Origin of the sequence: Algoriphagus faecimaris (assembly GCF_900101705.1) — a bacterium.
Taxonomy (GTDB): Bacteria; Bacteroidota; Bacteroidia; order Cytophagales; family Cyclobacteriaceae; genus Algoriphagus; species Algoriphagus faecimaris.
On the sequence record NZ_FNAC01000004.1, the window covers coordinates 1 to 17,782 of the forward strand.

Annotated in this window: 13 protein-coding genes; 5 read left to right on the forward strand and 8 right to left on the reverse strand. The window is 40.5% G+C overall.

The window, feature by feature from the left end; translation table 11 throughout:
• Window positions 1-278, reverse strand: a 278-nt coding sequence (locus tag BLQ57_RS02915) for a transposase (RefSeq protein ID WP_092824204.1), incomplete at its 3' end; no start/stop codon positions are given.
• 56 nt (window positions 279-334) lie between these two features.
• On the opposite strand from BLQ57_RS02915, the gene BLQ57_RS02920 reads away from it, so the two are divergent.
• Complete coding sequence (locus BLQ57_RS02920) at window positions 335-1,348, forward strand: vWA domain-containing protein (protein ID WP_087937970.1); 1,014 nt, start codon at window positions 335-337, stop codon at window positions 1,346-1,348.
• A 168-nt stretch (window positions 1,349-1,516) separates the two neighbouring features.
• Window positions 1,517-6,469 carry a T9SS type A sorting domain-containing protein gene (locus BLQ57_RS02925; protein WP_087937969.1) on the forward strand — a complete coding sequence of 1,651 codons (4,953 nt, stop codon included), beginning with the start codon at window positions 1,517-1,519 and terminating at the stop codon, window positions 6,467-6,469.
• Between the two features lie 100 nt (window positions 6,470-6,569).
• Here BLQ57_RS02925 and BLQ57_RS02930 read toward each other — a convergent pair whose 3' ends face one another.
• Entirely contained in the window at window positions 6,570-7,544 is a 975-nt protein-coding gene (locus BLQ57_RS02930; protein ID WP_139162648.1) for a TlpA family protein disulfide reductase, read from the reverse strand.
• A 203-nt stretch (window positions 7,545-7,747) separates the two neighbouring features.
• Between BLQ57_RS02930 and BLQ57_RS02935 the strand changes: the two genes are divergently transcribed.
• On the forward strand, window positions 7,748-7,978 hold the full coding sequence (locus BLQ57_RS02935) for a hypothetical protein (RefSeq protein ID WP_087937967.1): 231 nt from the start codon (window positions 7,748-7,750) through the stop codon (window positions 7,976-7,978).
• A complete protein-coding gene (locus BLQ57_RS02940) occupies window positions 7,979-8,344 on the forward strand; it encodes a type II toxin-antitoxin system VapC family toxin (protein WP_087937966.1) in 366 nt (121 codons plus the stop codon).
• 152 nt (window positions 8,345-8,496) lie between these two features.
• Here BLQ57_RS02940 and BLQ57_RS02945 read toward each other — a convergent pair whose 3' ends face one another.
• Window positions 8,497-10,902: an alpha-L-rhamnosidase-related protein gene (locus tag BLQ57_RS02945; protein ID WP_087937965.1), complete on the reverse strand. Its 2,406-nt coding sequence runs from the start codon at window positions 10,900-10,902 to the stop codon at window positions 8,497-8,499.
• 67 nt (window positions 10,903-10,969) lie between these two features.
• Complete coding sequence (locus BLQ57_RS02950; protein WP_087937964.1) at window positions 10,970-11,902, reverse strand: polysaccharide deacetylase family protein; 933 nt, start codon at window positions 11,900-11,902, stop codon at window positions 10,970-10,972.
• A gap of 95 nt (window positions 11,903-11,997) precedes the next feature.
• On the opposite strand from BLQ57_RS02950, the gene BLQ57_RS02955 reads away from it, so the two are divergent.
• Entirely contained in the window at window positions 11,998-13,428 is a 1,431-nt protein-coding gene (locus tag BLQ57_RS02955; RefSeq protein ID WP_087937978.1) for a DASH family cryptochrome, read from the forward strand.
• 54 nt (window positions 13,429-13,482) lie between these two features.
• Here the strand turns inward: BLQ57_RS02955 and BLQ57_RS02960 are convergent, their stop codons facing one another.
• Genes BLQ57_RS02960 through BLQ57_RS21600 form a run of 4 tightly spaced genes read right to left on the reverse strand, consistent with a single transcriptional unit; the run spans window position 13,483 to window position 17,782 of the window.
• On the reverse strand, window positions 13,483-14,823 hold the full coding sequence (locus BLQ57_RS02960) for an oligosaccharide flippase family protein (RefSeq protein WP_087937963.1): 1,341 nt from the start codon (window positions 14,821-14,823) through the stop codon (window positions 13,483-13,485).
• Window position 14,824: 1 nt separating this feature from the next.
• Window positions 14,825-15,958: a glycosyltransferase family 4 protein gene (locus BLQ57_RS02965; protein WP_087937962.1), complete on the reverse strand. Its 1,134-nt coding sequence runs from the start codon at window positions 15,956-15,958 to the stop codon at window positions 14,825-14,827.
• Window positions 15,955-17,160 (reverse strand): glycosyltransferase family 2 protein, encoded by a 1,206-nt coding sequence (locus tag BLQ57_RS02970; RefSeq protein ID WP_087937961.1) that lies wholly within the window; start codon window positions 17,158-17,160, stop codon window positions 15,955-15,957. The genes BLQ57_RS02965 and BLQ57_RS02970 overlap by 4 nt, the downstream gene beginning before the upstream one ends.
• A 10-nt stretch (window positions 17,161-17,170) precedes the next feature.
• Window positions 17,171-17,782, reverse strand: coding sequence for an acyltransferase (locus BLQ57_RS21600; protein ID WP_087937960.1), 612 nt, complete (start codon window positions 17,780-17,782; stop codon window positions 17,171-17,173).

Genomic DNA, 17,782 nt, shown 5'->3' on the forward strand with positions numbered 1-17,782 from the left:
TAGCGCAAGGCGTCTTTTAAAAAATCAACCTCAACTTTAAGCTTGCCAATGGTTTTGAGCAATTGGTCTTTCTCTTCATCGGCCGGATCTTTCTTGTTTCTGCCGCCTTTTTCAAAGACCTCTTCGGCGCCGTTGAGAAACTCACGTTTCCAGTTGCTGAGCTGCTGGGGTGCCAGTTCATACTTCTGAGCAAGCTCGGCAAGTGAGGAGCGCTCTTTCAACAGTTCCAAAACCACCTTGGTCTTGAACTTCGAGGTAAATTTTCTTCGTGTGGTCATCACAGTAAATTTAAAGGTTAATTTTTAACTTAATTTACTGCCCCAATTTTTGGGGTATGCTCACAATCTTAACAGGATCTTGCTGCTGGTTTAAAGATTGTGATGAGGATAACCCCTGTCTTGAGTCAATTCAACATAATATGGTACTTTATGCAAACTACTTTTATGATGGTTCTGGAATACCTGAATTAAATATTTTAAGGGATAAATCCTCACAGGAAGTGATTATTGAATCAATACCACAAATAGGCGTAGAAATGGGGCGGTTTAACATTTTTTATCCTGCAGTAATTTTAAAGAAGGATCGTCAAGTCTTTAAAATTTTAAATTTTTCAACAGAAAAAAAAGAAAATGGGTGCTGGGTTGTTGATGATGAGAATAAGCTTTCTCCTTCCAATTCCAAAAGCTTAGATATTATATTGGTATTAGATGTTAGCAGTTCTTTAAACGAGAATTTGGAAAAAATTAAAAGTTCTGCAAATCAAGTAATAAGATCTATCCTTCAAAGCAATAGTTCTTTGCGAATCGCCGTAATTAAATTTTCTAGAGGGGCTTTAGGTTCTGGCTTTACTTCTAATTCATTTGATTTAAACTCATTCATTTCAACTGAACAAATATATTCATCTCCAGACATTGGTAATTATATTTTGGAGAGGAGACCAGAGACTTCATTATATGAAGCTATAGAATTGGCAATTGATAAACTGGGCGATTCAAAAGCTAAAGGTAAGGGTATTTTGGTCTTCACAGATGGGCTTAATAACTTTCAATTTAATCCTTTAAATCAATCCCCTGAAAATATTATAAATAAGATGAAAGAACGAGATATTTCGACGTTTACAATTGGCTTCGAAGGAAATCAAGGCAGTGTAAATAGAATAGCTTTACAGAACATTTCAGTAAATGGAGATTATTCTTTTCCTACAAGTATCGATGACTTAAATGATGTTTTTGTCAGGTTTTCGAATAACATTGCAACAGTATATGATTTCACCTATAATACAAGTAATTCTGCACTTTCAAAGCCAATTGAGTATAGATTTTTATTTAATACAGAAAGAGTAAACTAAAGGATCTTATCTACTACTCTACCACCTTCTCCCCCAAACCCGCCGAATTCTAATTCTCGATTCTAGATCTTCAAAAGTGTCTGCATCTTCATCTTGCAGGCACTTTTTTGCTTTTGAAGTAAGGGTACTTGCATGTAAAAAGAATAATTCACTTTAAAAGCAGGTCTTATGAAAAGATTTTTACTAGTTCTATTCGGCTTTTTGATAAGCTGTAGTATTCTCCAAGCTCAAAATGCTGGGGAATTGGATTTGAGTTTTAATGCGGATGGAGTGGGGTTTGGAGAAGGAACGAATGGTACGGTAAGAGCCTCTGCAATCCAGCCCGATGGCAATATTCTTATTGCCGGGGAGTTTAGAGTTGTCAATGGAACAGCTAGAAATTTTATTGCCCGACTAACTCCGGAAGGCAGGGTTGATTATTCCTTTGACCCCGGTTCTGGGGCAAATCTTCCTATTTTTGCTATGGAACTCCAGGATGATGGTAAGATTTTGATTGGAGGTGATTTTACCTCCTACAATGGAGTTTCTCGTAATCGGATCGCCAGACTCAATTCCGATGGAAGTTTGGATGAATCTTTTAATCCGGGCTCAGGGGTTCTTGGCTCAGTTAATACAATTTCCGTGCAAGGAGGAAGTATTTTTGTCGGGGGAAGTTTCCAATCATACAACGGAGAACCAAGAAGTAATTTTGTTGCGCTTACATCAGTAGGTTCTATTAATTTCTTTTTTAATCAGTTTCTGACTTTTAATGGATCAATTCAAAAAATAATCCGCCAACCTGATGGCCATATTCTTGTTTTTGGCGCATTTTTCCAAGTAGACGGAGTCTCGCGAAACCGAGTAGCACGAATTACTCCTGAGGGAAGGTTGGATGGTTCTTTTAATCCTGGATCGGGAGCCAATTCTTTGGTTCGAACTGCTATTCTACAGGCAGATGGCAAAATCGTCTTTGGAGGAGACTTTACAAGTTATAATGGGCAAACAGCAAATCGCCTGGCTAGAATAAATTCGGATGGAAGTTTTGATAATACTTATAATTCAAGTGGTGCAAACTTTCAAGTATGGAATATTCAGGCACAGCCCGATTCCAAAATACTGGTTTCTGGTTCATTTTCGGTTATCAATGGAGTTTCCAAAATTGGGTTGGCTCGCTTGAATAGTGATGGCTCCCTCGATGAGTCCTTTGACTCAGGTACAGGAACGAATGGACCCGCTCGTACATTTAGCTTTCTTCAAAATGGAGACATATTCTTAGCCGGAGGCTTTAATTCTTACAATGGACCAACTTCCAGAGGCCTTGCTCTGATCGATTCAGAGGGAACCTTAAAATCGCAATTTAATCCAGAGTCTGGTGCTAACAATCAAATAAGGGCGATGAAGTTACTTTCAAATGGAAATATTCTTATTGGTGGGGATTTCACCTCTTACAAAGGAAATACCATTAATCGGTTAGCCAGACTAACTCCCACCGGAGAATTAGATTTAAATTTCAATTCTGGGCCCGGGCCAGATAATTTGGTTTTTAGTCTTGATGAGGGCTTGAATCAAAAAACCTATATCGGTGGACTATTTTTAAATGTGAATGGAGTGCCCAGAAATCGAATTGCCCGATTTAATCCGGACGGTACCTTAGACAATAACTTCGACCCTGGAATTGGTCCTAACAATACAGTTAATCAAGTTGTTGAACTACCAAACGGAAAAGTTCTTATAGCAGGGCTTTTTACTCAATACGGTGGTGTTCCGGTGAAATATATCGTAAGACTAAATAGTGATGGTACTTTTGATCCTACATTTGATACAGGCGAGGGTCCTAATTCTGGAATCGTCAGCTTTTTGGTTCAGCCTGATGGAAAAATTTTAATCAGTGGTTTTTTTACTTCGGTTGATGGGGCTCCTAGAAATTACCTTGCGAGATTAAATTCGGACGGAAGTTTGGATACATCTTTTGAGGTTGGATTGGGTGCAAGTACAACTGTTTTATCCTTGGATTTACAGCCGGATGGCAAAATATTAATTGGAGGATTCTTTGTTTCCTATAATGGGATTTCGAGAAATCGAATTGCAAGACTCAACCCGAACGGGTCACTAGACACTTCATTTGATCCTCAACTAGGAGCGGAAGGAGCCGTAAGAGCAATTCAAGGGCAAGAAGATGGGACTATTTATATCGGAGGGGACTTTTTCAACTATAACGGAACAAGAGTGAATTATTTTGCCAAGCTGACATCAGAAGGATTATTAGATCCAGAATTTGCTAATGAAATAGGAACAAGTTCAACAGGGGTAAATACGATTCAGGTCCAAGAGGACGAGAATATTTTGATTGCTGGTTCATTTACCAGCTATGGAAATATCGGTAGGGGAAGAATCGCCCGAGTACTTGGGGAAAGTCAGATTATTGAGGTAAATAAGCCTATTCTTTCACAAGAAAGCCTTACAGATGTGATTGGGGATTGTCAGGTGGTTTTTGAAGATTTGATTATTCCAACGGCCAATGATGTAGAAGACGGAATCATTCAAGGAGAGACTGATTTATCTATATTCCCTATTACTACCCAAGGATTAACGACCATCACTTGGACCTACACCGACAGTGATGGAAATAGTATTTCCCAAGACCAATCGATTATTCTTGAAGACATTACTGCTCCAGTTCCAGATGTAGAAGAATTACCGACGATTGAGGCTACATGTTTCATTGAAATCGGAAGTCCTACAGCCACGGATGCCTGTAAGGGAACCATCCAGGGACAAGCAGATCGAGCCTTGACATTCACTGAAACGGGGGATTATACCGTCACTTGGACCTATGATGATGGGAACGGAAATACCAGCTCTCAAACTCAACGGGTTATATTCCAGGCTGATGAAGGACCATTCTGGATTACTGAAGAGGGAGCTTTGGATCAGACTCTGACTTGTCCAACAGAGGAAGAAATCCAGCAATCCTTCTTTGCGCAGGTTCCTCAGCCTGGATCTCTTTGCTTCCCCATATTTGTTCAACTTGATGGGCAGCCAGTTTTCGAACCCACGGATGATCAAGGAAATGGGGTTTACTTGGTCAATTGGTATGCCAGAGACCCGCTTGGAGCAAGAATCGATTACACGGTAAGGATTACTATTGTTCAAGGTGGGCCTCCTGTTCCGGTAGTGGATGAACTGCCGATACTTACTGCATCATGCTCAATCGAGGAGATTCAGGCACCTATTGCTTTGGATGGTTGCTCTGGGGATGAAATTTTAGGAATTACAACCGACCCAACGAGCTATTTTGAACAGGGTACATTTACTATCACATGGACCTATGATAGTGAGAATGGAAACACATCCAGTCAATCCCAAACCATAATCATTGAAGACTCCACACCTCCCGTTCCAGATGTAGCTGAGCTTCCAATTATTACTGCCGAACTATCTGCCACTGTTGAAGCACCTTCGGCAACCGATAATTGCGCTGGAAATCTTCTTGGAACTACAGTTGATCCAATCACTTTTACTGAAGTGGGAGAATATACAGTTACTTGGAATTTTGATGATGGAAATGGAAACAGCACTTCGCAAATTCAACTGATCACCATCACAGGCCCATTGAATCCAGAAGAGGATCTTACTCCACCTGTGGTAAGAACGCAAAATGTGAATGTGATTTTAGGATCGAATGGCCAGGGAACTTTATCTCCTGCTGAAGTAGATAATGGATCCACAGATAATTTGACCCTACCGGAAAATCTTAGCTTGAGTTTGAGTAGGACTAATTTCTCCTGCAACGATGTAGGTCAACCAATAGAAGTAACATTGACGGTAATCGATGAAAATGGGAATGCTGCATCTGGAGTTGCTTTGGTAAGCGTGCTAGATCAAACTCCACCGGAGCTCTCATTAAAAGATATCACAATCGATTTAGATGAAAGTGGTAGCGCTACTCTTTCTGCTTCTAGTTTTGATCAGGGAAGTAAGGATAACTGCAGCATTGTCAATTGGGTTCTAAGCCAGTCCGAATTTACCTGTAATGATATTGGAGTGGTGGAAGTGGAAGTAACGGCAATTGATCTTGGAGGAAATGCAAGTTCGGCAACTGCAAATGTCACAGTAAGAGACCGAATAAGCCCAAGTTTCATTGATTTGCCGAAAAGTATTAGTCTGACATTGGCAGAGGGAGAAGAATATGTTATTCCTGATTTCTCCAGCTTTGCGGTAGATAATTGTGAAATTGTTTTCTACGAACAGTCTATCCCTGCAGGAACCCTAACCACGAATTCAGGGAAATATGATGTTTCGATCAACATTGCTGATGCCAGTGGAAATACTGCTAAAGCTACAGTTAAAATCTCGCGCTCGGCTCCCAAAATAAAGAAGAGTTCAAAACGCATCCTCTCCGACCTTATCACCGTCGACTGGAATACGCCAATTGAAACCGTTCAAAAAGAATTGGATCAGCAAAGTGGGGACTGGTTTGACGGAAGACAGATTCCACTGATTTTGGATGAAGCTGGCTATGAACCGCTAACCCCAGGCCTGTATATCCTGAATGCTAAGTTGTCTGAAAATGACTGGTTTGAACTGGATGAGGCCGCGCAGATCCAAGTGTTGGTAAAAGAAAAGCCTTTGGCAAAGGATATTTTGGCCATCAATTCCAAGTTTGCAATGGAATTGAAAGCAGGAACGAAAGTAGCCGATCTCAAAACTATTGATCCGGCGGATGATATCCATCTGTATGAGTTGGAAGCGCATGATCAGTTGGAGTTGAGAGAAAATCAACTGATTTGGAAAGGTGGACCTGTGCCAGCTATTCTTAAATTCCAAGTTTCCAGCACCGACCGGGCCGGTCAGACCATCTCGAGAGAGATTACCCTCACCGAGGAGTTGAAATTCGGTGAATTCTTGATCTTCCCGAATCCGGCAGAGAATCAGACTCAGATTTTGGTGGAGTTGGATCAGCCAGCACAAGTAAGTTTGAGGGTCTTCGATGCAACGGGACGCTTGGTGATTTCCGATCAGTTTATGCGGGAAGAGACATTTGTGCAGACTTTGGACTTGATGGGAATTGCACCGGGACTGTATACGATTCAAGTTCAAATGGGTGACTTCTTCATGACCGGGCGACTGATCAAAAAATAGAAATAAGCTTCTTGAATTCAAAAAGCCAGTTCCAATAGGGGCTGGCTTTTTCAATTTTCAATGACCAAGTTCATTATTCAATTTGTTGATTGAAAATCACCTAAATCTCCCTCCCCAATTTTCTCCTCAATTTTCCCTTGCTGTAGCCATTCCAGATGCTCTGCACCTCTCCCTCGGGATTAATCAGGACAAAAGAGGGGAAAATTTCGATCTCAAAGAGTTTGGTCGCTAGGCTGTTTCTATCCCAGAGACTGGTCCAATTCATCTGGGATTTGTGATCTTTTTGGATTTCCAACCAAGTTCTCCGGGTTCGGTCATTCCAGATGGTGACAAACTCCACTTGGTCAGCTAATTCACGCTGCAGTTCGATGAGTTCTGGTAAAGCCTTTACGCAACCTGCACATCCTGTAAAAGAAAAATCCAACAGCACGTATTTTCCTTTTTGATCACTTAGTGAAAAATCCGAACCCGCTTTGCTTTCCAAGGTAAATTCGGGTGCCAATTCACCGATTTGGGCACGAGCCATGGTATTCAAACTGAGATAAGTCTTGACCTCGTCGATTTCCCAAGATTCTTCAAACTCATTGGGGATTTCAGAAAGCAAATTCATTAATTCTTCATCGCTAAAAATTTGCTTAAAGGAATTCAACATTCGAATCCCTACCAGTTTATCCAGATTTTTAGCAATCAGTTCCTTCTTAATTTCACTTTCAGCTGTCGTGATTTCTGATTGGAGAGCGGTGAAGGGATGCTCGGGACTTAGCGTCCATGTATCGGGATCATTTACTTTTCCAGTGAGCGTGTATTCCCCTTTTTCCAGCCAAAATATTTTACTTGAATGGATTTTTCCTTTGGTGGAAATGTAATACATGGTAAGGGTTTTTGGTCCGGGGAGTGAATCGATGTTTACAAAATCATACCTTTCTCCAAAAATATCAAAAACCTCTTCTCCGTGTTGAATACGTAAAAATTGATTCCCTGAAAACTCAGCCTCGAGTTTGCCTTTAAGCTGGGTTTGTGAGAAAGAAGAAAATGAAATACCAAAAGAAAGAAGAAAAGCCAAAGCAATGCGCATAAGAAAAGAATTTTTAGTATTCACGGAAATTTCGGGATTTGGGTTTTGAATTAAAGGGCAGTATCTAAAAAGCTTAGAATTTTTTGAAAAATACTTGTCACTTTCATCCCAAGTCAAGGACAATAATAACCATCAAATAAACCAGTTTTAGGAAATTTCGGTTTTTAAGTAAATTAATCTAACTTTATAAAAAGGGTTTTCATATGGATTTAAAAATCACCATAGAGACAAATAAACAGGAACTGGTTGAAAAAATTCTCGATTTGTTGAAAGGTGAATCTGCATCTATCAAACTCGAGACTGCTCAACAAATTGAGTCAAAAAACATTGGTGATCTTCTGGATCAACTTTCCAAAAATCACCCAATAAAGTCGATTAAAGATCCAGTTTCTTGGCAACAGGAAATTAGAGAAGAAAGAGCGCTTCCGTTTTAGATGATTTTACTGGACAGCAATATTATTATTTATTCCCTGTCTCCAAGCTTCCAACAGGTGAGAGAAATTTTGAAAGGAAAATCAATTTTTTGTTCTGTAATAAGTAAAATCGAAGTGCTAGGATATTCCAAACTATCTCAGAACGAATTAAATGGATTTATAAAGCTTTTCGATGCTTTGCCCATTATTCAAATTTCAAACTCAATTGTTGAGTCTGCTATAAAACTTCGTCAAAAAAGAAAGATGACTTTGGGAGATGCCTTAATCGCTGCTACAGCAATCGATTACAAGTTGGAACTTATAACTGCCAATACAAAAGATTTTGATTGGATAAAAGAGATTAAGTTAAACAATCCGTTGATTTAAATTGGTAAAGTTGTTCCTTTTGGCTTAAAGCTGAATTGAATTCCGAAATAGAATTAAAGTAATGATATAAACATCTACTTTTGGTATTAAGCAAAAGAAGAAATTTGATAATTTTTTATCCTTCAACACTGCAAATTAAGTTTGCCCATTGTTCATTGTTTTCCTTCAACACGCACTTTCGCTCCCGTCATCAAGATTCTTCGGTAGCCGTTTTGAGTATCTGAACTCACTTCTTTGCCCAAAATTTTGACCTGTGAATAGCTCTCTGGAATTTCGATCGAAAGCCCCCACTTCTTCTGGCTTTGCTCGACTTCGAGGATCAATTGATTTCCAGATTTTTGATAGTTTAAGGAAATTTCATTTTCCCCGATTTGTACGTTTTGGATCGAGGCATTTTCCCAATTGCTGGGCATCTGAGGGCGGATGTGGATAACTTTATTTCCAGCATCAGGTTGAATACCAAAAAATTGGGTCACGATCGGCACGGCATAGCTGTATAGATTCCAAGCTTGAGTAAACATCCCGTAATCAGGAGAAACCTCATATATCGATCCCGGCAGCGCAAAGCCGAAACTTCGAGTCATCCGCTGCAAATAATCCAAGGCTGCATCGGGATTTCCATAGTTGTTTTCTCCAATGGCGGAAACTCCTGTTGGCAAAGTCATGACCGCACCGGTGTAGGAAAAGACCTTACTTCCAGAAAATGAACCCTCTTCCGATTCGGCGCTCTCATCCCGATCGATTCCCGTCACAAAAGTGCCAAATGGGTTAGTATACTTCCGGGCGGTCATCAAGGCAATTTTAGCTTTATCCACATCGGATATCCCTACCTCCATCGGAGTGTTGACCACCCAGTTATGGTAGAGTACAAAGCCCTGTTTTTGGTCTTTGGGCAATGTGGATAACTTTTCTTTGGTCGCTTTCAATTCAGCCACCGCCCAGGGTTTATCCAAGGTATCGGCTCGAATAATCGCCCCATCGATCAAGTGAAGTGCCTCTTCAGTTGTGCCGATAAAATCAGCATAACTTCCAAACTCTTCCACCCAAAATTCGCTGTTGATCTTGTCTGCAAGGGCTTCGGCTGTCTGTTGATAACTTTCTGAAAGGTCTGTTTTTCCCAGAATTTCAGCCATTTTTGCTGCATCTGCAAAGGCTTTGTAGCTGTAAGCTGCCACATCGATCATCTCGGATTCCAGTCCATGGATTTCCATCATGCCATAGCCGTCGGCCAGCAAATTTCCGTCTTCGTCGTTTTCTTCCAATAGCCATTTCAGCCCTTTTTCCACAGCCGGAAAATACTTTTCCAAAAACTCCCGATCCCCTGTCCAGCGATAGACTTCCCAAATTGTCGAAACCCACTGAGGAGTTTCATTAATATTCCCGGGGTTGAATACGACTCCATTGGTGGAGGCCTCGTGGATGATGCGGCCGTTGCCGTTGGTTTTTTCGGAAAGATTGTGGATCAATTCCATCGTACTATACACCAAGTCTTTTCTGCCGGTGGCGATCAAACCTTGAATCGTGTACTCGCTATCCACTCCAAAAAACCAGGGATAATCAGGCAATCCGGCTCCAAAACCACGACCCATCCCGGGCACTTCCCGCACCAACCAATCGGTATTGTATTTGGTCCATTCGTAGGCTTTTTGGAGTTGCTTGTCTGGAATGTCGATTTGGGATTTTTCGAAAATGTCCCTATATCTTGATTTTTTTTCGTACCAGTCACTGACAAAATTTTCTCGCAAATCAGCTATGGTTTCCATGGCTTTGAGTTCACTTTCAGTTGATCCTGCAATAAAAATGGGCACCACCAATTCGGAATTCGCTGGAATCGCAATATTTACTGCAAAGGTAGCAGATGCTCCTTTTCCTTTGGACTCAAAGGCACAAACGGATTCCCGAGGACTAATAGGAATGCCGGCCTCGGTTCCCCAAGTGGTGTACCAATCATTTCCTTCATCCTTGGCAGTAAAAGTTCCTGTCAATTCATTGAAGGAAATTTGATCTTCCTCATCGTTCATTCCATTTTCTTCTCCCAGCCAGACAGGCCTTAAATCTACTTGAGCATTCCAAGCGAAGTCAAAATTAGACTCAAACGCTCCATTATTTTCAAAGCGGTACAAAACCACCATACCTTCTCGCCCATCCGGCACAAAATGAAGGCGCTCCACATTCAGTCCTTTGGCTATCTCTTCATAGTTGATCACATTGCTGATGGGATAGTTGGTGAAAGTTTGGGCATTTTCGAGGCATTGAGCCTGTCCATCAAAGGATAATTCAGCCGAAAAGCCATCCATCAATTTAATTGGATGCAACCAAATCCCTCCCATTTCACCTTCTACATGCCAGCCCAAATCGGGAAAACTGCCATCCTGATGTCCGACCAAATACAATCGGTCTCCGGCGGCCACAAAAGGGGAAGACAAGTAGGTTTCTTTTCCGATGAGCCCTTGCATATCTTGAATTTCCTCGAAAATAGTCGAGTAGGAATCGGAATTTTGCTGGCAAGAATAAAGCATTCCCATCAGTAGTATAAAAAGGTATGGCTTCTTAATCATCGGTTTTCAAATTTTGATAGAAGTTAATGGAAGTGATTTTCAAGTTCTAGGGCTTAGATTGATTTTCTCACAAAACCTTTCCTATTTCCCGCCAAGTAATCAGTTTGATATTATTTTCTTCAATTAATCTTTTGGCTTTTTCGCTGGTAAAGAAATCATAATCCTGCTGTCTCCATGGTGCATGAAAGGAATCATGTCCTGCTGTCACGGCATTCATTTCCACGTCATCAAAGGCCAAATGGATCAATAGTACATGGACACCGGAAGGAAGGTTTTCCAAGGCTTCTGTATAAAATTTCTCCATTCCCTTTTCATAAGCTTCTTCATCTGCCATGATGATCTGATCAATGATTGGGAGTTTATCCACATTCATTCCCGTAAATAGGTCGGGATTAGGCCGAATTAGCCCTTGATACAATTCCCGGTTGATCATGGCCGGAATATTATTTTCCAAAGCGAGCTTGACATAGACTCGAAAATATTCTGGCCTACCAAAAAACATACAACCCATGTGAGAATCCAAGTGCGTAATGTCAATTCCCATGGCTTTAGCAGATTGAATTTGTGCTCGAACCTCCATTTCTACTTCTTCGGGGCTGGCATATTCGCTGACTTCGGCACAAGATGGATACATGTGTCCGACCGAGTTAGCCAACCCGGGCACTGCTTTTCTGCCAGCTTCTGGTCCCCAATTGTAATGCAGCCATTCGTTGGTCAGCGTGATGTGGATGCCGATATCAGGGTTTTCAATTTCCTTTGCCATTTGCGCTACTTCAGAAGACCATGCGGTGGGTACCATCATACTTGTAGAAGTTACCAAACCCTTTTTCATCGCCTCAAATGTCGCTCGGTTTTGAGAATGAGACACCCCCACATCATCACCGTGGATAATCAAAAGCTTGGCGTCTGGAGGGTAGCCCAATTTTTCTTGTAAGGTTTGCCCCATACTCCAAGTGGGGATGATTAGCAGGATAAGCAAAAAGAATGGGGGCTTTTTCATGACAAGTTGGATTTGAAGTCAAATTAATGAATTTCCAGGAAAATGAATTTTTAAATTCCACCAAACACTATGCATCAACAGGCTGTTTTGCAAGCATGAAGTACAGGAGAATAATTGTATGGTTTCGAAATGATTTGCGTCTTTTGGATAATGAGACGCTATTCAAAGCCTCCGAAATGGGGTCCGAAATCATTCCTGTATATTGCTTTGACCCGAGGCATTTTGAAAAGACAGAATTAGGCTTTCCGAAAATAGGAGCCTTCCGCGCCAAATTTCTTTTTGAATCGATTGAGGATCTTAGGACTCAGTTGAGGGAAAAGGAAGCAGACCTTCTTTTGCTTCGAGGAAAGCCGGAGGAAGAACTTGTGACATTAGCTGAGCGGCTCAAAGCAGATGCTATCTTTTTTTCCAGAGAGGTTACTGCTGAGGAGCGGAGGGTAGATCGATCCTTGGAAAAAGTATCCTGGTCCAAAGGAATCGCAACAGAGAGTTTTTGGCAGAGCACTTTATATCATATTGATGATTTGCCTTTTCCGATCAATCAAACGCCCGAGATTTTTACCCAATTTCGGAAAAATGTGGAAAAACTTTCTGAGGTGAGGGCGAGTTATCCACACCCTAAGAAATTGAATTTTCCCCGAAACTTGATCCCGATTAGTGGTGAAGTTCCGGAAATGGAAACCTATGGATTGGAGGAGCCTGGGTTCGTGCGCGAAAAGGTGATGGAGTTTGATGGTGGAGAGCGCGCCGGGCTTGGGCGAATCCAGTCCTATTTTTGGGATGGGGATCATTTGAAATCCTACAAAGAGACACGGAATGGATTGATTGGGGCAGATTACAGTTCCAAATTTTCACCATGGCTAGCCTTGGGCTGTATTTCTCCTCGGGTCATATATGAGGAGGTAAAACGATACGAAAAAGAGCGAAAAAAGAATCAAAGCACTTATTGGTTGGTCTTTGAGTTGATTTGGCGGGACTATTTCCGGTTCATCTGCAAAAAGCATGGGGATCAAGTTTTCCACATCGGAGGGATCAAAAATACAAAGGACTCCTGGAGAAGGGATAGTGCTGATTTTCAGCGCTGGTGTGAGGGGCAGACAGGAGTCCCTTTTGTGGACGCCAACATGCGTGAATTAAAACTGACTGGATTTATGTCCAACCGAGGAAGGCAAAATGTAGCCAGTTTTTTGGTCAATGACTTGGGAATTGACTGGACTTGGGGAGCGAGTTATTTTGAAAGTCAGCTGATCGATTACGATGTCTGCTCCAATTGGGGCAACTGGATGTATGTCGGTGGCGTGGGAAATGATCCTCGGGAAAATCGGTATTTCAATATTCTTCGTCAGGCGAAAAATTATGACAAAAATGGTGACTATGTGCGGCTTTGGGTTCCTGAAATTTCGAAAATAAAAGGGTTTGGTATTCAGTACCCGTGGGAGTTTTCCACATCAAAATTGAACGAGAAGGGAATCCAATTGGATAAGACTTATCCACAGCCTATGGTGAAATTGGAAGGGGTGTTTTAAATTTTAATCGGTTAATTTTTCTTCAATTTACAATTCACATTTGCCCCTAAAGCTTTATTGACTTTTCTTCTTGGATAACCTAGCTATTGCCAATTTGTAGGCTTTAGGATAATTTCTTATGGTTTGGATTAGAATATTCTTATAGGAGATATCTAAAAATCTATTCAAAACAACCATTTTGATCAATGCTGTCAGGCCAATAGCTGAAATGACTCCTATTGCAGCCCCAATGAGCCCTAGCTTATCTATAAAAAACCAAGATAATCCCAATCCATAAATCAAAGTCCCAAAAACCAAGATCATATTGTAGGACGGTTTGCCGATAGCGTCCAAAAAGACTCCTGCCTGACGATCAAGCGGCTTCACAACTGCCACCAATGAGATCAGTTGAAGATAAGGAACTGCTTCAAGATAATCTTCGCCTGCAATTATTAGAATAATATATTTAGCAAAAAACACAGCAAATAAGATGAATATCAGACTAAAACTAAACATAGAGGCGACAGTAAATTCATAAATTCTCGCCACTTCTACATAATTTTTTTGATCGGAGGCTTCACTTGCTTTTGGAAAAGAAATCGAGGATATAGAGTTGATAGGTATATCCAAGAGATTAATTATTCTGCCTGCCGAATTGGCTAGTGCCACTTGTATAGGAGAAAGTAAAGCCCCCAATAAAAATTTGTCCATACTACTTGTGAGCATGGAGATAAGATTTGTTCCAAATACAAATTTTCCAAAGTGAAAAATCTTTGAAATCCACTCTTGATGCCAGCCCCATACTAGTCTAAACTGATGTCTCACTTGGTACTGGGAACTCAGGTAAGCAAAAACAAAAGCTAGGTTGAAATACCAAGCCAATTGGATAAGTGTAAGAGAGTTCTTTGAGAGGTAGAAGTAAACTACAATCAAGAAAAAAGGGACACTTCTACTAATTCCTGCAAAAAAGTAAGATCTAAAATTGAAAGTACCCTGCATCAATATTAGATTATGAGAGTGTGGGATTAGCAGGGGGAGAAAAAGACAGTGGATGTTGATTAGAGATTTTAGGCCAGGGGATTGGAAAGTTGACTCCATCCATGAGGCTGAAGTTAAAAGACAAATAATAATGAGCACTGTAAGAATAGTGTTTAGCCAAATTGCAGACATCTGGATTTTTGCCAGTTCTTCATTTTCTTTACCAACCACAAACTTTATCATGCCATTTTGGATGAAGCCATTTCTTGCCATTTCTACTATGGAGGCAATGGTGATAAATAAAACCCACACACCGAAATCTTCCTTAGAAAAAATTCTAACCAAGATCATGAAGCCCAAAAAGCCCACAAAGAAATCAATGCCCCTGTGGAGCATGGAGTAAAATCCACTACTAAGCCAATATCCAGATTTTGACATTTTACTTAAAAGCTGCTGCGGTTTGGTAGGCCTCTAAAACAATGGTAGCGCTTTGATCAAAACTGAAATGAGGCACACGTTCAAAACCTTTTTCGATGAGAGATTTTCTAAGTTTGGGGCTTTGAAGTAGTTTTTCGATTGCTTCAGCTATTTCCAAAGGCTTATATGGGTCAATAATCAGGGCTGCATCATTAGCTACCTCCGGCATGGAAGAAGTCGTCGAGGTAATTACGGGACAGCCGCAGGCCATAGATTCTAGAATAGGTAATCCAAAACTTTCTCTAAGAGAGGGGTAAAGAAATATTTCTGCTCCACTGTAGATGTATGGGAGGTCTATATTGGGTATGTATCCGGTCAAATGAATTTGTTTTCGGAGGTGAGGAGCCTTGATTTCAGCTAATATTTTTTGGAGCTCAGATTCGCCAAAGTCTGGCATGACCAAATCAAAATCCAGTTTTTCTCGACTAGATAAAATTTTTAATGCTTCAAGTACGCCAGGTAGGTTTTTTTTTGGATCGGTATTCCCCAAAAATAGGATGTATCTTTCAGGGAGACCATACTCCTTTAATTTTTGATTGACCTCAACTTTTTCTTTTGGCATAAAGTGATTCGCTACACCGTTGTAGGTGACTTTTACTTTATCAGGGGAAAACTTAAAGTATCGATCTATTTTATCTTTTTCAAATTTGGAGACTGTAAAAATAGTATGGCTTTCTTTGACCACTCGCGGGACATTCCATCGGCGATAGAGGTTTCCAATCCGCTGATACCAAGATCCCGAGAAAATATTGATTTTTTCGAGATAGATAATGTCGTGAAGAGTAAGTAATAAAGGCACAGGGCAGGAGGTAGGGGCGGTATTGCTAGTACAGTGCAAGACATCGAGCTTGTATTCAACGGCTGCTTTTCTGAGGTGTTTTTGTTCCCAAATCGGATAGGGACTTTTTTTTAATTCTACGAGTTTAAAGTTGGCAGTCTCTTCGATCGCTTTAGGGTCTTCATCGGGATTGACAAAAATGAAATAGTCATTTATCTGATCAATTTTTTGGAGAGACTTGATCAGCTGTATGGTAACGATATCCATACCATGTTTTTTCTTTCTAAAGATCCGCTGTGCTTCTATTCCTATTCTCATTTTTTTTCCTCTTTGTTTTCAGAAATAGTACCATGTGGTGTGTGGATAAAGGTCTTATTGGCTCCTTTCAATTTAAATAGTAATTTAAACATGGTGAAAATGGAAGTGGGCAATTTTAGAATAGCTAAAAAGAGTTCCTTATTGACAAACTGCCTCGGGATACTAATCAAAATCGCAAAATAGCCAATAAGTAAAATACCAAACCAAAAAGAAGGAGCCGGAGCGTTTCCATGGATAAAAGATATGAGCCACAAAACAGGTAAGATTCCTATCAAAATAACCCTAGGAATAACTGCCATTTGAAAGACTTTATCAAAATAATCTATATTTCCTTTTGTGAGAAGCTGAGTGATTCCCGAACCAAAATGTTTTTTAAGGTAGGTAACTTGAGCAGATAGCCAGCGTTTACGCTGATTTTCCAAAACCGCTGCTTGCTGGATTTTTTCATCGTAAACGATGGCGTTTTGCGCATATCCTACTCTGATTTTGTTTTTAAGCAGATATAGCTCCATTTCTTTATCAAATCCCCCTACCGCGGTCAATTGTCGCATGACTCGCTCGTAGAGCTTAAATTCCAGCCCCATCGCAGAGCCAATGATAGCAGAACTTAAACCAAGGGATCGATGTCCTTTTCTAAAAATATGATTGTTTATTCCTTCGCTGATTCCATCTAGGATGGCCAGCTCATTATTTTTGTTTTTGGCTGTTCTTTGGCCTTGGACGACCTTAATGCCGCTGGTGAAAGCTATATTCATTTCTTTCAAATAGTCCTCTTTTGCTACATTATCTGCATCAAAGACAATGGCATAATCATATCCTGAAGGAGATACGTCTAGGGCCTTATTGAGTGCTTTTGCTTTGGTGCTTTTTTCAAACTTTACCTCGACTACTTGTAGTGGAAGAGTTTTCAGCTGATCTATTGTTTCTTTTTTAAGAGAATCTGCAATAATGACGACATGGTAGAGATCTATGGGGTAGTCGATTTGCAGGGATTTTTGAGCAGTGTCCAGTATTACTTCATCTTCCTTGTAGCTGGGAATGTAAATGATAAACTTATGAAGTTTGGGCTGATCGGGTTTTCTTTTTTCGGAATAAAAAAGCCCTGCTACAGCAAATATTAAAAGATAGATGGCCTGAATACCAATAACTATGAATATCAGATTGCCGATTGTGCTTGTCAATACTGCCCAGATGAGTTCCATATATCAATAATTAATGGTCAATATTTTTTAATACTTTGGCAGGGATACCGCCCACTACTGTGTAGGGAGGAACGTCTTTGGTCACAATAGCTCCTGATGCCACTACCGCTCCTTTGCCTACCGTGACACCTTTCATAATCATACACCGCATGGCAATCCATACCTCGTCTTCAATGATTATTTCTTCCTTGATTTCGCTCTCCTCTTGGTCTCCTATGGTGTGGAAGTCATTGTCCATAATGATGGTATAGGGACCAATGTGGACATTTTTACCGATTGTAATGCCAACACTCGCAGAAATATGAACCCCATTGATAAATGAATCCTCCCCAATACTCAAAGTTGCATTTTTTTTGACCAAGATCTTGCATGTATCGAATTTTGACCAAAGCTTCACACGATCACCCAAGATTAGTTTTCCATATATCTCTGTGAAAGGCTTATACTTTACGGAAACCATTTTCCCTAAGCTGTAAGCATTTCTAAAGTACCACTTTGCAAGAAGTACTTCTAGGACTCCCTGAAAAATTAATACACTCATCGTCAAACCATCGGCAGGTAGGCCTTCTTTGATTTGTCGCTTTCGCTTATCTGAAATTATGTTTTTAAATCTGCTTATCAT

Excerpts from the sequence above, each read along its gene's own strand:
- BLQ57_RS02960 (WP_087937963.1), bottom strand. The coding sequence starts at position 14,823 with ATGTCAAAATCTGGATATTGGCTTAGTAGTGGATTTTACTCCATGCTC.
- BLQ57_RS02965 (WP_087937962.1), bottom strand. The coding sequence starts at position 15,958 with ATGAGAATAGGAATAGAAGCACAGCGGATCTTTAGAAAGAAAAAACAT.
- BLQ57_RS02940 (WP_087937966.1), top strand. The coding sequence starts at position 7,979 with ATGATTTTACTGGACAGCAATATTATTATTTATTCCCTGTCTCCAAGC.
- BLQ57_RS02935 (WP_087937967.1), top strand. The coding sequence starts at position 7,748 with ATGGATTTAAAAATCACCATAGAGACAAATAAACAGGAACTGGTTGAA.
- BLQ57_RS02970 (WP_087937961.1), bottom strand. The coding sequence starts at position 17,160 with ATGGAACTCATCTGGGCAGTATTGACAAGCACAATCGGCAATCTGATA.
- BLQ57_RS02925 (WP_087937969.1), top strand. The coding sequence starts at position 1,517 with ATGAAAAGATTTTTACTAGTTCTATTCGGCTTTTTGATAAGCTGTAGT.
- BLQ57_RS02955 (WP_087937978.1), top strand. The coding sequence starts at position 11,998 with ATGAAGTACAGGAGAATAATTGTATGGTTTCGAAATGATTTGCGTCTT.
- BLQ57_RS02945 (WP_087937965.1), bottom strand. The coding sequence starts at position 10,902 with ATGATTAAGAAGCCATACCTTTTTATACTACTGATGGGAATGCTTTAT.
- BLQ57_RS21600 (WP_087937960.1), bottom strand. The coding sequence starts at position 17,782 with ATGATAAGCAGATTTAAAAACATAATTTCAGATAAGCGAAAGCGACAA.
- BLQ57_RS02950 (WP_087937964.1), bottom strand. The coding sequence starts at position 11,902 with ATGAAAAAGCCCCCATTCTTTTTGCTTATCCTGCTAATCATCCCCACT.
- BLQ57_RS02930 (WP_139162648.1), bottom strand. The coding sequence starts at position 7,544 with ATGCGCATTGCTTTGGCTTTTCTTCTTTCTTTTGGTATTTCATTTTCT.
- BLQ57_RS02920 (WP_087937970.1), top strand. The coding sequence starts at position 335 with ATGCTCACAATCTTAACAGGATCTTGCTGCTGGTTTAAAGATTGTGAT.